Source organism: Caballeronia sp. LZ033 (genome assembly GCF_031451265.1).
In the GTDB taxonomy this organism is placed as follows: Bacteria; Pseudomonadota; Gammaproteobacteria; order Burkholderiales; family Burkholderiaceae; genus Caballeronia.
Genome location: NZ_JARUXQ010000003.1, coordinates 106173 through 119267 on the forward strand (window position 1 = coordinate 106173; position 13095 = coordinate 119267).

Annotated in this window: 11 protein-coding genes; 5 read left to right on the forward strand and 6 right to left on the reverse strand. The window is 65.6% G+C overall.

Translation table 11 applies throughout. The features are described 5' to 3' along the window. Position 1: 1 nt before the first annotated feature. Positions 2-784 carry an IclR family transcriptional regulator gene (locus QCE62_RS21810; RefSeq protein ID WP_309923114.1) on the reverse strand — a complete coding sequence of 261 codons (783 nt, stop codon included), beginning with the start codon at positions 782-784 and terminating at the stop codon, positions 2-4. Between the two features lie 191 nt (positions 785-975). On the opposite strand from QCE62_RS21810, the gene QCE62_RS21815 reads away from it, so the two are divergent. Both QCE62_RS21815 and QCE62_RS21820 read left to right on the forward strand, forming a co-directional pair. Next, on the forward strand, positions 976-2301 hold the full coding sequence (locus tag QCE62_RS21815; protein WP_309923117.1) for an MFS transporter: 1326 nt from the start codon (positions 976-978) through the stop codon (positions 2299-2301). A gap of 13 nt (positions 2302-2314) precedes the next feature. Next, positions 2315-2761, forward strand: a complete 447-nt coding sequence (locus QCE62_RS21820) for a type II 3-dehydroquinate dehydratase (protein ID WP_309923118.1) — start codon at positions 2315-2317, stop codon at positions 2759-2761. Here the strand turns inward: QCE62_RS21820 and QCE62_RS21825 are convergent. The 3 genes from QCE62_RS21825 to QCE62_RS21835 all read right to left on the reverse strand — a co-directional run bounded on the left by QCE62_RS21825 (position 2758) and on the right by QCE62_RS21835 (position 6482). Next, positions 2758-4362 (reverse strand): acyl-CoA synthetase, encoded by a 1605-nt coding sequence (locus QCE62_RS21825; RefSeq protein WP_309923121.1) that lies wholly within the window; start codon positions 4360-4362, stop codon positions 2758-2760. The genes QCE62_RS21820 and QCE62_RS21825 overlap by 4 nt on opposite strands. 63 nt (positions 4363-4425) lie before the next feature. Further along, complete coding sequence (locus QCE62_RS21830) at positions 4426-5982, reverse strand: MFS transporter (RefSeq protein ID WP_309923123.1); 1557 nt, start codon at positions 5980-5982, stop codon at positions 4426-4428. After that, positions 5979-6482, reverse strand: a complete 504-nt coding sequence (locus QCE62_RS21835) for a MerR family transcriptional regulator (protein ID WP_309923124.1) — start codon at positions 6480-6482, stop codon at positions 5979-5981. Before QCE62_RS21835 ends, QCE62_RS21830 begins: the two co-directional genes overlap by 4 nt. A gap of 213 nt (positions 6483-6695) precedes the next feature. On the opposite strand from QCE62_RS21835, the gene pssA reads away from it, so the two are divergent. Continuing rightward, entirely contained in the window at positions 6696-7304 is a 609-nt protein-coding gene (gene pssA, locus QCE62_RS21840) for a CDP-diacylglycerol--serine O-phosphatidyltransferase (RefSeq protein ID WP_309818240.1), read from the forward strand. Positions 7305-7321: 17 nt separating this feature from the next. Here the strand turns inward: pssA and QCE62_RS21845 are convergent, their stop codons facing one another. Then, positions 7322-8533: an MFS transporter gene (locus QCE62_RS21845; RefSeq protein WP_309923126.1), complete on the reverse strand. Its 1212-nt coding sequence runs from the start codon at positions 8531-8533 to the stop codon at positions 7322-7324. A 162-nt stretch (positions 8534-8695) separates the two neighbouring features. Between QCE62_RS21845 and QCE62_RS21850 the strand changes: the two genes are divergently transcribed. After that, entirely contained in the window at positions 8696-9616 is a 921-nt protein-coding gene (locus QCE62_RS21850) for a LysR family transcriptional regulator (protein ID WP_309923129.1), read from the forward strand. A 153-nt stretch (positions 9617-9769) separates the two neighbouring features. Here the strand turns inward: QCE62_RS21850 and QCE62_RS21855 are convergent, their stop codons facing one another. Further along, on the reverse strand, positions 9770-11326 hold the full coding sequence (locus QCE62_RS21855) for a diguanylate cyclase domain-containing protein (RefSeq protein WP_309923131.1): 1557 nt from the start codon (positions 11324-11326) through the stop codon (positions 9770-9772). A gap of 344 nt (positions 11327-11670) precedes the next feature. Here QCE62_RS21855 and QCE62_RS21860 point away from each other — a divergent pair, with 344 nt between their 5' ends. Continuing rightward, positions 11671-13089, forward strand: coding sequence for an MFS transporter (locus QCE62_RS21860; protein ID WP_309923133.1), 1419 nt, complete (start codon positions 11671-11673; stop codon positions 13087-13089). Positions 13090-13095: the final 6 nt, after the last annotated feature.

The following is a 13095-nucleotide window of genomic DNA, read 5'->3' on the forward strand; positions in this document are numbered from 1 at the left end:
TTCAGCGCGTGTTGCTGAACAGCGGCGAGGCGAGACTGGCCGCCGCCAGTTCGTTCGCTGCGGCGAGCAAGGTGGGGCCGAGCGTGGCCATGCGTTTCTCGGTGAGCCGGATCAGCGGCCCCGCGATGCTGATGACGCCGATCGCCCGATGGCCGCGCCGCTGCACCGGCGCGGCCATTGCCGTCATGCCCGGCGCGAAGACCTCGTTGATGGTCGCGTAGCCGCGCGTGCGGGCCGCATGCACGAATTCGAGCAGGCCGGTCACGGTGGTCGGGGCGCGCGGCCCGTACTGCTTCGGCGTGCCGAAGCCCTGGCGCGACACGAGTTCGAGCGCGCGTTCGTCGCTCATCGTCATCATCCAGGCGTGGCCGGTCGCGCTGCACGAGAGGATGGTGTCCATGCCCATGTCCGGGTCGTAGCGCAGGCCCTTGAGCGCGCCTTGCGCCTTCGCGACCCACGTGAGGCGGTCGCCGTCCACGATGGCCAGCCGCACCAGTTCACCCGATTGTTCGGCGAGGCGATCGAGCATGCTCTGCGCGATATCGACGATGCCGGACGTCGCCAGATAGCTCAGCCCGAGACCGACGAGCCGCGTGGTGAGCACGTAGTCGCCGTGCTCGCGCAGCTGGCGGACATAGCCGCATTGCTTCAGATCCACCAGCAGCCGATGACACGCGCTGCGCGGAATCTCGAGCTGGTCGGAGATCATCGCGAGCGGTGTGCCTTCCATTTGCGTCGCGAGAAATTCGAGGACCGCCATGGTTCTTTCGGTGACGCCGGGCATTGCTTCCTCTTGCTGGGTCGGGCTTTGAAGAGCCGCATGATTGCATATGGCGGGATGAAATTCCACCCTGGAACGATGTCCCAGCGCTGCTGATAATCTGTGCGCCATGCCGGATTTCACGGCGATAAATGGAGAGGGGACACACACCTATGCAAGCCGCGACTCAACCGCCAACACCAGCGCATCAGTCGATGCGTACACGCGCCGTCACGGCCGCCGCCATCGGCACGGCGCTCGAATGGTTCGACTTCACACTGTACGGCGCACTGGCCGCGACCGTCCTGCCGAAGCTGTTCTTTCCGTCGATGGACGCGACCTCCGCGCTGCTCGCCTCGCTCGCGACGTTCGGCGTCGGGCTCGCGGCGCGTCCGCTCGGCGCGATCATCTGCGGACACCTGGGCGACAAGCTCGGCCGCCGCAATCTGATGCTCGGCACTGTTACGGTGATGGGCCTTGCGTCGATGCTGATGGGCTTCCTGCCGACCTACGCGAGCATCGGCGTATGGGCGCCGCTGTTGCTGGTGATTCTGCGTATTTTGCAAGGCTTCGCGCTCGGCGGCGAATCGACTGGCGCGCAACTGATGGCGATCGAACACGCCAGTCCGGATGCACGCGGCAAGTACTCGGGCCTGCTCGGCCTGTGCTCGCCGCTGAGTCAGATCATGGCGAACGGCGTGCTGCTCGGCCTGTCATCGACGATGTCGGCGGAGGCCTTCGACAGCTACGGCTGGCGCATTCCGTTCATCCTGAGCTTCGTGCTGGTGGTGGTCGGCGTGTATATCCGGCTGCGCGTGGCGGAGACGCCTGCGTTCGTGGCGCTCTCGAAGACCGACGTGGCGGACGTCGGCAGCCCGTTGCGCGATGCCTTGCGCCTGCACTGGCGCACCGTGTTGCGCTGGATGCTGTTCTTCTGCGGGCCGGCGGCGATCTTCTATCTGATCGTCGTGTTCTCGCTGAGCTATGTGACCAAGACGCTCGGCGTGCCGAAGCAGACCGGCTTCCTGCTGCTGATGGGCGCGAACGTCTGCGCGATCGTCGGAGCGCTCGCGGGCGGCATGCTGAGCGACCGGATCGGCAGGCGGCGTGCGCTGGCCATCGGCTCGACGGCCACGCTGCTGATGCTGTTCGTGTACTTCCAGATTCTCGACACGAAGAGCTTCCTGCCGATGCTGCTCGCCATGGGCTTCTTCCTCGGCTTCACGCAGTTCCAGAGCGGCATCCAGCCGGTGGCCTTCGCCGAAGCCTTTCCGACCAACGTGCGTTATTCGGGCTCCGCGCTGGCTTACACGGGCGCGAATCTCGTTGCCGGCGGCCCGATGCCCGTGCTCGCGGTGTGGCTCTTCGCGGTCTGCAACGGCTCGCCCTGGGGCGTGGTGGCGGTGTGCGTCGTGTTCAACCTGATTTCGCTCGCGATGATCCTGACCGCGCCGGAAACGCTGGGCATCGACATGAACCGTACCGACTCCGCGGCGGAAGTCGCGGGTGCGTCCTCGCCTTCTTCCCTGCAATCACACTGAACTGACGAAGCTGATGAATCCCACTGTCCATGTCCTGAACGGCTCGAACCTGAACATGCTCGGCAAGCGCGAGCCGCATCTCTACGGCACCACGACGCTCGCGCAAGTGCAGGCGCGCACCGAAGCGCTCGCGGGTGAACTCGGTCTTGTCTGCGAGTTTCGCCAGACCAATCACGAAGGCGTCATGGTGGACTGGCTGCAGGAAGCCTTCGAGAAGGACGCCGCCGTGATCATCAATCCGGCCGGCTTCTCCTTCTCGTCGATTCCCGTGCTCGATGCCATCAAGCTCATCCGCAAGCCCGTGATCGAAGTGCACATCACGAATATCCATCAGCGCGACGAGCAGTATCGGCATTCGCTTGTTTCGCTGGCGGCGCGCGGGGTGATCTGCGGGTTGGGGCCGCAGGGGTATCTGCTTGCGTTAAGGGCGGTTGCGGAGATGTTGCGGGAAGCCGCTTAGCCTTCGCCCGCCGTGAACTGCGCCCGCAACGACTTGCGGATGATCTTTCCTGTCGCGGTCATCGGCAGTTCGGCGGCGAAGCGCACTTCACGCGGATATTCATGCGCGGCGAGCCGCGTGCGCACGTGGTCCTGCAATTCGCGCACGAGTGCTTCGCCGGGTTCGAAGCCCTCGTTGAGCACGACCACCGCGCACACGATCTCCGTGCGCCGCGCATCCGGCACGCCGATGACCGCCGCAAAGCGCACCGCCGGATGCCGGATCAGACAATCCTCGATCGGTCCCGGCCCGATGCGGTAACCGGCGCTCGTGATGACGTCGTCGTCGCGGCCGAGGAAGCGGAAGAAGCCGTCTTCGAGGGTGCCGAGATCGCCGGTCAGCAGGAACTCGCCGCGAAACTTCTGCGCGGTCGCGGCTTCGTCCTGCCAGTAGCCGAGGAACATCACCGGATCCGGCCTCTCAATGGCGATATGACCCGGCGTGCCGTCGGGCACCGGTACGCCGTGATCATCGACCACGGCCACGCGATGCCCCGGCACCGCCCGGCCAATCGCGCCGCTGCGCGGCTCGAACCAGCGCGCGCACGATGACAGCACCATGTTGCATTCGGTCTGTCCATAGAACTCGTTGATGGTGACGCCGAGCATCGCGCGTCCCCACGACAGCAGTTCCTCGCCAAGCGATTCCCCGCCGCTCGCCACCGAACGCAGCGCCAGACCGTCAGGCTTCGCACCGGGCGTCGCGCGCATCATCTTCAGCGCGGTAGGCGGCAGGAAGGTGTGGCTCACCTGATGCCGCGTGAGCAGGTCATACGCGGCGGCGCCGTCGAACTTGTCGAAGCGGCGCGCCAGTACCGGCACGCCGTGATGCCACGAAGGCATCAGCACGTCGAACAGACCGCCGATCCATGCCCAGTCGGCGGGCGTCCAGAACAACGTGGCGTCGAGGGGAAAGCATTGCTGCGACATCTCCACGCCCGGCAGATGGCCCGGCAAGATGCGATGCCCGTGCAGCGCGCCCTTCGGCTTGCCGGTCGTGCCGGAGGTATAGATGATGACGGCGGGATCGTCGGCGGCGGTATCGACTAAAGCCGGTTCATCGGATGCGGCCTCGATCGCCGGCCAGAAGTCCGATTCGGCACAGAACACATGATGCAGATCAGGCAAGGCGGCGCGGATCTGCGCAATCTTCGCGGCGCCTTCGGCATCCGTGATGACGGCCTTCGCGCCCGAATGCCCGAGGCGGAATTCAATGGCGTCCATGCCGAACAGCGCGAACAGCGGCACGGCGATGCAGCCCATCCGGTACGCCGCGACATGCGCAATGGCGGCTTCCACCGACTGCCGCACGAAGATGGCGACGCGGTCGCCGCGTTCGACGCCCCGCGCCTTCATCGCGTTGGCGAAGCGGTTGGAAAGACGCTTGAGGTCATCGAAGCTATAGCGCTGCTGCGAGTGATCAGCGGCTTCGACGATCAGCGCCAGGCGGCCGGAGCCGTCCGCCCATTTGTCGCAGACGTCCTGCGCGATGTTGTAGCGCGCGGGGATGCGCCATTCGAACTGCGCTGCGACGGCTTCGTACGAGTCACCAGACGGGAGCATGGGGCGAGGGCAGGAAGTTGATCGTGCGGACATCATACTTCGGTGCCCTGCGCGGCAACCGGTTCAGTCGATACGTTTCTGCCAGGCCGCCACCGCCCCGGCGACGAGCGCGACGCCGATCAGATAGTAGAAGCCATCGAGCGAACTCAGGAAGTTGGCTTGCTGCGCAACGAGGCGGCTGATCTCGCCCAGCGCGAGACTGCTGGCCTCGGACGCACTGTGCCCGCTGTTCAGGAAGCCGCCGAGCAGGCTTCGATAGGCATTCTCGAAGACCGGGTTGTACGGATTGATCGTTTCGACAAGCCGCGTCTGATGCAGCGCCACGCGATGTTGTTCGAGAATGATGATGGTCGCGGTGGAGAACGAGTAGGTCAGCTGCTTGACAATGTTCTTGAAGCGATAGCTGTGGCTGTATTCCTCGATCGCGAAGACGCGGAAGGTGAGATTCGCGACCGGCAGCGCGATGAAGAGCAGCAGCATGCCGCGCAGGATCATCGGGGCGATGAGCCAGCCCATGCTGACGTCGGGCGGCAGGCTGACCATCCACGCGCCGATGAACGCGGCCATCAGGAAGCCGGTCATGATGAGCCACTTCTTGTGCTTGATGCGCGCGGAATAGCGAAAGTAGATTACGGCCATGCCGAGCGACACCATCGAGGTCAGTCCGACTAGCCGCCCCGCGTTCTCCACCGGATAACGCAGCCCGCCTTCCAGCAGACGCGAGACGAGGAAGCTCATCGCGTTGTTGATGTAGTAGAACCCGATGTACAGCACGATGCCCACTTGAAACGTCTTCTCGCGCAAGGCCTGAAGGCGCAGCAGCGGACGCGGATGATGCCACTGATGCCAGACGAACCAGCCGAGCGCGAGCACGCCGGAGGCCGTCAGCACGATGAGTTCGGGCGAGCCGCTGAACAACTCGAAGCGCACTTGCTGCATGACGATCTGCAACGCGCCCTGCGCGAACGCGAAGATGATGTAAGGCCAGAAATGGGTGTCGCCGCGTTCTTCGGGCTGTACGCGGCCGGTCGAAGGCACGGCGAGGAAAGCGAGCAGCGCGAGCGTGGCGCCGCCGATTGCCATGCAGGTGAACAGCGCGCGCCAGCCGAGCCACGCGACGAGATAGCCGCCGCACAGCGGCGCGAGCGCGGTGCCGAGCAGGATCATGTTGAGGAAACGGCGCGTCGCGGGCGGGCGCAGTTGCGGCGTGAAGCGCGTCTGGATCAGGATGCGCGCGGCGCTCATCATCGGGCCGATGAAATAACCCTGGAAGCCGCGCACGAGCGCCAGTTCGAGCGCGGACTCGGCGAACGTGGCCGCGACCGCGCCCGCTGCGAACAGCAGCAGACAGCCGGCGATGTATCGACGGTTGCCGATCCGTTCGATCCACCATTGCTGCTGCAGGATGCCGAGCACCGACGCGACCGCATACGCGCTGGAGGCCCAGACGAGTTCATCGGACGAAGCGTTGATGCCGCCCGCGATGGTGCTCGTGAAGAACGAGAAGACGGCGTTGTCAAAGTAGTCGAGGCCCGTTGCCAGCGCAATGGCCCACGCGAAGGAATCCGTCCGCAGCCTCTCCGCGATCCTTCCCGGCAAGCCGAACGATGCCGAGCTCATGCGTCATCGTCTCCCGCGCTCGCGGGTTTGCGCGGCTTGCGCGCGGCCAGCCGCTCCTGCAACAGCGCTTCCTTGCTTTCGCCCGCGATGCGCCGCCGCAGGTAGTCGAGGTCGTCGGCGAGATCCTTGCGCACCGCCTGCGCTTCCTTCAACTCGCGCCGCACGCCCGCGATGCGCGCGTCCACCGCTTCGATCTGCTGCGACAGCGCCTGCTCGATCTCGCGCAGCGATGCGCTCGAATAACCGGTACGGCCTTCGCCGAGCGTTTCCATCGGCCGCTTGAGCATCTCGACGATGCCCTGCAACGAGAAGCCGAGTGAACGCAGCCGCAGGATGCGCGCGAAGCGTTCCAGATCCTCTTCGCTGTACAGCCGGTAACGTCCTTCACTGCGGCTCGGCGTGACGAGCCCGCGTTCCTCGTAGTACTTGAGCGTGCGCGGGGTGACTTGCAGGCGTTCGGCGGCGTCGCGGATGGTGAGGAGCGCGGAGGGCGTGGACATGACGAATGACAGGAAACGATGCCTCGCAGTATAACGCAAACCTGTACGTTCACGTACAGGTTTGCCGGGCATGGGGCATGCTCGCCTTCGATCAATCTGTGAACGGGAACGCAGTGATAGACTCCAACGGCCTTTCACCGGGCCACGCGGCGCCTGCATCGGACACTGCCTGAACGTCCCGCACGCCACGAACGCCACGAACAAACAATACGAATGAAACGATTCTCGATGATCCGCGATTTCCACCTGGCCGACTGGTTCACGCTGGGCAACGCGGTATGCGGTACGGGTGCGCTGTTCTCGGCGATGTCCTATCTCGACGATTCCGATGTCCTGCACATCTATCTCGCCTGCGCACTGGTGTTCGCGGCGCTCGTCTTCGACGTGCTCGACGGACGCATCGCGCGGTGGCGTCAGAAGGCGTCGCTGCTCGGCAAGGAACTGGATTCGCTCGCGGACGTGATCTCGTTCGGCGTCGCGCCGGCGATCATCGCGTATGGCTTCGGCATGCGCGGCCTGTATGACCGCGTGATCCTGGCGTATTTCGTGGCGTGCGGCGTGTCACGTCTCGCGCGCTACAACGTGACGACGGAAGAGATGTCGGGCGCCGCCGGCAAGGTCACGCATTTCGAAGGCACGCCCATTCCCACGTCCTTCCTGATCGTGCTGTTGCTGACAGTCGGAGCGGCGCTGGGCGCGATCGGCGAGAACATGTGGTTCGGCTCGGCGCGCATCGGCGGGTTCGTGCTCCATCCGCTCGTGCTGGTCTACGCCATCTCCGGTTCGCTGATGATCAGCCGCATCCGCATCCCCAAGCCCTAAACGCCCGACGGGCTGCGTCAGTGGTGCGACGCGTGATGCCGCCCGACCAGCAGGAAATGCACGAGCGCGAGCAGCGGAAACACCGTCGCGCAGACTGCGACGAGCGGCCAGCCGCCATGCTCGTAGATCTGGCTGGCGAACGCCGAGCCGAATGCCCCGCCCACGAAGATACTTGTCATGTAAACCGCGTTCAGCCGGTTGCGGCTCGCGGCATGCAGCGCATAGATCTCGCGCTGGCCGAGCACCATGTTCATCTGCACCGCGAAGTCGAGCAGGACGCCCGTCACGACCAGCGCGCCCACGCCCCACGCAGGGTGAATCAGAACCGGCAAGTACGCGAGCGCGGCCAGGATCAGCGCGGCGAAGGTGGCGCGCACGGTGTGGCCGGCATCGGCGAGACGTCCGGCGATCGGCGCCGAGGTCGCGCCCATTGCGCCGATCAGCGCGAAGATGCCGATAGCGGTCTGCGAAAGCCCGTAATGCCGCGTGAGTTCGATGGGAATCGCGGTCCAGAACAGGCTGAACGAGGCGAACATCAGCGCCTGATACAGCGAGCGATGACGCAGCACCGGCATCGTGCGGACGAGATGGCCGAGTGAGCCGATCAACTGGAAGTAGGTTGCCTGGTGATTCGGCTGGCGGCGCGGGATCGTGAGCGCCAGGACGGTCGTGATGACGACCATCAGCACGGCGGCTCCGGCGAACATGGCGCGCCAGCCGAAGTGGCCCGCGACGATGCTCGACACCGGCCGCGACAGCAGGATGCCGAGCAGCAGTCCGCTCATGATGGTGCCGACCACCTTGCCGCGCGATTCGTCCGGCGCGAGGTGCGCCGCGAGCGGAATCAGGATCTGCACCGCGACTGACGAAAAGCCGATCAGCAGCGAAATCACCAGGAACCAGCCGGGCGTGTGGGTGAACACGGCGGCCGTCAGGCTCGCGATGGAGACGAGCGCGGTCGCGATCATCAGCTTGCGGTTTTCGAGCAGATCGCCGAGCGGCACGATGAAGAAGAGGCCGAGCGCATAGCCGATCTGCGTGAGCGAGACGATCAGGCTCGCCGTGCCGCCCGCCATGTGCAGTTCGGGCGCGATGAGTTCGGTGATGGGCTGCGCGTAATACAGATTCGCGACGATGGCGCCGCAGCAGAACGCGAACAGCGCGATCAGGCCGCGCGTGAGTTCGATGTGTTTGGTGCCGTCGAGCGTGGTCGATGTGGGTGTCGACATGAGAATTCCTTGAATGGCAGAGAGCGACTATACGGTGTTGCGGCGCAGCCTGCTTGGGACGCCCGCAGCTTGATGGGAAGCGTAATCGTTGCGTCCGGGTGACGGAATCACTCTAGAATGCAAGCTTGCGTTGCGTGCGATGCAACGAAAAAAAGGCACTGAATGGACAAGCTCCAGGCACTCAATACGCTTCTCGAAGTGGCCCGCGAAGGCGGGTTTGCCAAGGCCGCGCGGCGTCTTGGGGTCGCCACGTCGTCGGTGACGCGGCTGATGGACGCGCTCGAAGCATCGCTCGGCGCCGCCTTGCTCACGCGCACGCCGCGCAAGGTGAGCCTGACCGACGCCGGCGTCGCCTATGTGGACCAGGTCGGCCGTCTGCTCGACGATCTCGCCGAAGCCGACGAAAGCGTCTTCGACAGCGGCGCTGCGCCGGTCGGCGTGTTGCGCGTCGCGGTGCCGTCCACCTTCGGGCGGCTGCGGCTGGCCGGGCATCTGGCGGCGTTCATGGCGGAGCATCCGCGCGTGGTGCTCGACCTCGTCGTCGCGGATCACTACGCCGACCTCGTGACCGAGCGTATCGACGTCGCGGTGCGCATCGGCGTGCCGGACCGAGACGGCACGCTGATCGTGCGCAAGCTTGCGGACAATCCGCGCGTCGTCGTCGCGAGCGGCGGCTATCTCCGGCAGCGTGGCACGCCAGCGTCACCCGCGCACCTTGCCGAGCATGAATGTCTGCGTTTCGCCTATGGCGGCGGCCCTCGCGCGCGGCAGGAATGGACCTTTCGTGCGAAAGGCGGTGAGACGCGCGTGGAAGTGCAGGGGCACCTGCTGTCGAACAATCTGGACATGCTGCTTCAAGCCGCGCTCGCCGGACGCGGCATCGCACTGTTGCCCGCCTGGCTCGTGGATGCCGACGTGCGCGCCGGACGGCTCGTGCGGCTGTTCGATAGCCACGAAGCGAGTCCGCACGAGAAGGCCGTGGTGATCCATGCGGCGTATCTGCCGAACCGGCGGCAGTCGAGCAAGGTCCGGGCGCTCGTGCGTTTCCTTGAGGCGCGCCTTGCCGCTCCGGACACGACCTGAACTCGCGTACCGGCTTCCTCTACATATGATTTGCCGCTGCCCGGCCGCTGCGAAAGAGGGACTTCATCGAGCCTGAGGCCGGTCCAGTGCCCGCCGATCTCATCTGCACGGTTCAGGATCACGCCCTCCGAGCAGTGCGGCCAGTCCGCGGCGTCACAGCGAGCGGTCGCGTTCCTCGAGCCCCGTGACGGCCTGCACGCCGTCCTGCGATGCGATTCGGTACGTGCCTCGCGCACACGTCTTCGCTTCGAAGAGCGCGGCGTCGGCGCGCTTCAAGGCGCTTTCGAACAGCTCGCCCGGTCCGGCGAGCGCCATGCCGGCGCTCACGCCCACTTGCTCGGCGATCCCGTCCGTCAGGTCATACGGCTCCGAGAGTTCGCGCAAGATCTTCTGCACGAAGGCCTCGCCGGAGCTGCTCGCGATAAAGGTCGCGACGATCGCGAATTCGTCGCCGCCCAGCCGCGCGGCCAGTTCGCCGCGCCGCATCGCATTGCGCAGGCGGTCGGCGACCTGGCGCAGCAGTTCGTCGCCGGCGTTGTGGCCGTAGGCATCGTTGATGCGCTTGAAGCCGTCCAGATCCACGTACATGACGAAGACTTTCTCGCGTCCCGCGCCGCCCGTCATCAGGCGTTCGGCGTGATCGGACAGATAGCGGCGGTTCGGCAGGCCCGTCAGCGAATCGTGATGCGCCCAGTGCAGGATCTTCGCCTCGGTCCTGCGGCGCTCCGTCACGTCCTCGATGATGATCACCGTGCTGCCGTCCGGCACCGGATTGCGGATCAGCTGGAGCTGGCGGCCATCGCCGAGCGGCAAGTCGAGCGGTGCGTGGCCGTCCTTCAGCCATTGCGCAGATCGCGTGGCGAACTCGCGGCGCAAGGTCTCGCCGAACCTCGCAATGCCCACTTGGCCGATGAAATCCGGCAACGACACGTTCAGGCGCAGCGTGTCGTCGCTCACGCCGAACAGGTCGGCCGCCCGGCGATTCGCGATGATCACCTTGCCCGCCTGATCCACCGTGCACAGGCCGTGCGGCATGTGGGCGAGCGCGGCGTCGAAGCGCGCGGCGATCTCGGCATGGCGATGTTCGGCGGTCATCATCGCGACGAGACCGCGATAGTGGCGGCGCACGACCGCGGACATTGCAGCGAGATAGAGAAAGAGCGGCGGCACCAGAATGCCGTAGCCGGCTGGCGCCAGCAGCGCGCCGATGCCGATCGGCGCCGCGCCCAAGCTGACCTGGGCGAGCGCCAGGTGCGGCGTGCCCGCATTGCGGGAGCCGATGCCGCCGAGCGAGCCGGCTGTCACCATGATCGCGAGGGCGGTCAATACGGCGTCGCCGGACGCGACGCACGCCATCGTGCCGAGACCCGGCGCGAAGCATGCCGCGAGCGCGAACGGCGCATAGCGCCGGGCCCACGGAGCGGGATGCGCCAGCGCGGTGGCGCGCAAGGCGCGATACCGGCACACGATCCCCAGGCGCACGGCGAGCAGCAGGACATCGGTGGCCAGCCAGGCGACGGTCCAGGGCGCATGGAGCCGCACGCAGGCGATGACCGCGACGAACGCGCCCGACAGCCCGGACAGCAGCAGCGGACGCACATCGACGACGAGCGTCGACAGCAGTGCCGCGCGCATGGCGGGCGTGATCGTGCCGTCCTCTGTCGCCGGGGTGGCGAGAATCGAATCGATCAGGGACGGGGTACGTTGCATACAAAGGACCGGCGCGCCGGGAAGAGGAAATGACAGCACCGGCGGTGAGAGTACCGCCGGTGCACGTAATTACGGCAGTGCCTGCAGAAATCTTGAGCGACGGCCGCCGTTCAGCCGTCGCTGGCGCATTGTGCCCGTTCCGCATGATCGTTTGACGACCGCGCGCTGCAAAACACGCGCGACGCGGGTTTTGCCTCATCGAAAGCTTCCGGTTCACGGACGATGATGGATGACGGCCGGCGGCGCGCCGGTCGGTTGCGCCGGGCGCATTGTGATATCGATGTAGAGACAACGTCGTGAAGAAGGCCCGAGAGCCGTCAGGCGATCGATAACAAGGAGACGTCATGAACACGAATTCACGCTCATCCGGCGCACCGGACGGGTCGCACGCCGAACACCGCAAGCAGACCAGGAAGGCCACGGCGAGCGGCTGGATCGGCTCGGCGCTCGAATACTACGACTTCTTCATCTATGCGCAGGCTGCGGCGCTGATCTTCCCGCAACTGTTCTTTCCGTCCGGGAATCCGAAGGTGGCGATCGTCGCGTCGCTCGCCACTTATGGCGTCGGCTATGTCGCGCGGCCCATCGGCGCCTTCGTGCTCGGCCATTTCGGCGATACCCACGGCCGCAAGACCGTACTCGTGCTGTGCATGTTCATGATGGGCTTCTCGACGATGGCCGTCGGCCTGTTGCCGACGTATCACAGTGTCGGCATGCTCGCGCCCGCGCTGCTCGTGATCCTGCGTCTGGTGCAGGGCTTCGCGGTGGCGGGCGAGATTTCCGGCGCGAGCTCGATGATTCTCGAACACTCGCCGTTCGGCCGGCGCGGCTATTTCGCGAGCTTCACGTTGCAGGGCGTGCAGGCCGGCCAGATTCTCGCCGCCGCCGTGTTCCTGCCGCTCGCGTACTACATGCCGGAGGACGCCTTCAATTCATGGGGCTGGCGCATCCCGTTCCTGCTCTCGGCGGTCGTGCTGATCGCGGGCTACATCATCCGGCGTGAAGTGCACGAAACACCGGCCTTCGAGAAGGAAGGCGAGCGGGGCGCGGTGCCGCGTTCCCCGATCGTCGATGCCTTCCGCTACAACCTCGCCGACATGATCCGCGTGGTCTGCATGGCGCTGATGAACGTGATTCCGGTGGTTGCGACCATCTTCGGCGCGGCGTATGCGGTGCAGGCGGCGTACGGCGTCGGCTTTCACAAGAGCGTGTACCTGTGGATTCCGGTGGTCGGCAACATCCTCGCCGTGATCGTCATTCCGCTGGTCGGCAATCTTTCCGACAAGATCGGGCGCAAGCCGCCGATCATCGTCGGAGCGATTGCCTCAGGGCTGCTGTCGTACCTGTATCTGTATGCCATCAGCATTCATAGCGTCGGCATGGCGATCATCGCGTCGCTGCTGATGTGGGGCGTCGTGTATCAAGGCTATAACGCGATCTTCCCGAGTTTCTATCCGGAGCTCTTTCCCACTCGCACGCGCGTGTCCGCCATGGCCATTGCGCAGAATGTCGGCACGACCATCACGGCGCTGCTGCCCGCGCTGTTCGCCACCGTCGCGCCGCCGGGATCGACCAACATCCCGCTGACCATCGGCTCGATCACGCTGGCCGTCACGATCATCTCGGCCATCGCCGCATGGAGCGCGCGGGAAACCTACCGCATTCCGCTCAGCCAGCTCGGCGAGGCCGATGCGCGGGAAGTCGAGAAGTCCGAATACGAGCGGCTGCGCGCGGAGTCGGTGGCGAATGCGCGCGCTTCGTGAGTTTTC

Coding starts and splice junctions, on each gene's coding strand:
- QCE62_RS21830 (WP_309923123.1), bottom strand. CDS start 5,982: ATGAGCTCGGCATCGTTCGGCTTGCCGGGAAGGATCGCGGAGAGGCTG.
- QCE62_RS21825 (WP_309923121.1), bottom strand. CDS start 4,362: ATGCTCCCGTCTGGTGACTCGTACGAAGCCGTCGCAGCGCAGTTCGAA.
- QCE62_RS21850 (WP_309923129.1), top strand. CDS start 8,696: ATGGACAAGCTCCAGGCACTCAATACGCTTCTCGAAGTGGCCCGCGAA.
- QCE62_RS21860 (WP_309923133.1), top strand. CDS start 11,671: ATGAACACGAATTCACGCTCATCCGGCGCACCGGACGGGTCGCACGCC.
- QCE62_RS21820 (WP_309923118.1), top strand. CDS start 2,315: ATGAATCCCACTGTCCATGTCCTGAACGGCTCGAACCTGAACATGCTC.
- pssA (WP_309818240.1), top strand. CDS start 6,696: ATGAAACGATTCTCGATGATCCGCGATTTCCACCTGGCCGACTGGTTC.
- QCE62_RS21835 (WP_309923124.1), bottom strand. CDS start 6,482: ATGTCCACGCCCTCCGCGCTCCTCACCATCCGCGACGCCGCCGAACGC.
- QCE62_RS21810 (WP_309923114.1), bottom strand. CDS start 784: ATGCCCGGCGTCACCGAAAGAACCATGGCGGTCCTCGAATTTCTCGCG.
- QCE62_RS21815 (WP_309923117.1), top strand. CDS start 976: ATGCGTACACGCGCCGTCACGGCCGCCGCCATCGGCACGGCGCTCGAA.
- QCE62_RS21845 (WP_309923126.1), bottom strand. CDS start 8,533: ATGTCGACACCCACATCGACCACGCTCGACGGCACCAAACACATCGAA.
- QCE62_RS21855 (WP_309923131.1), bottom strand. CDS start 11,326: ATGCAACGTACCCCGTCCCTGATCGATTCGATTCTCGCCACCCCGGCG.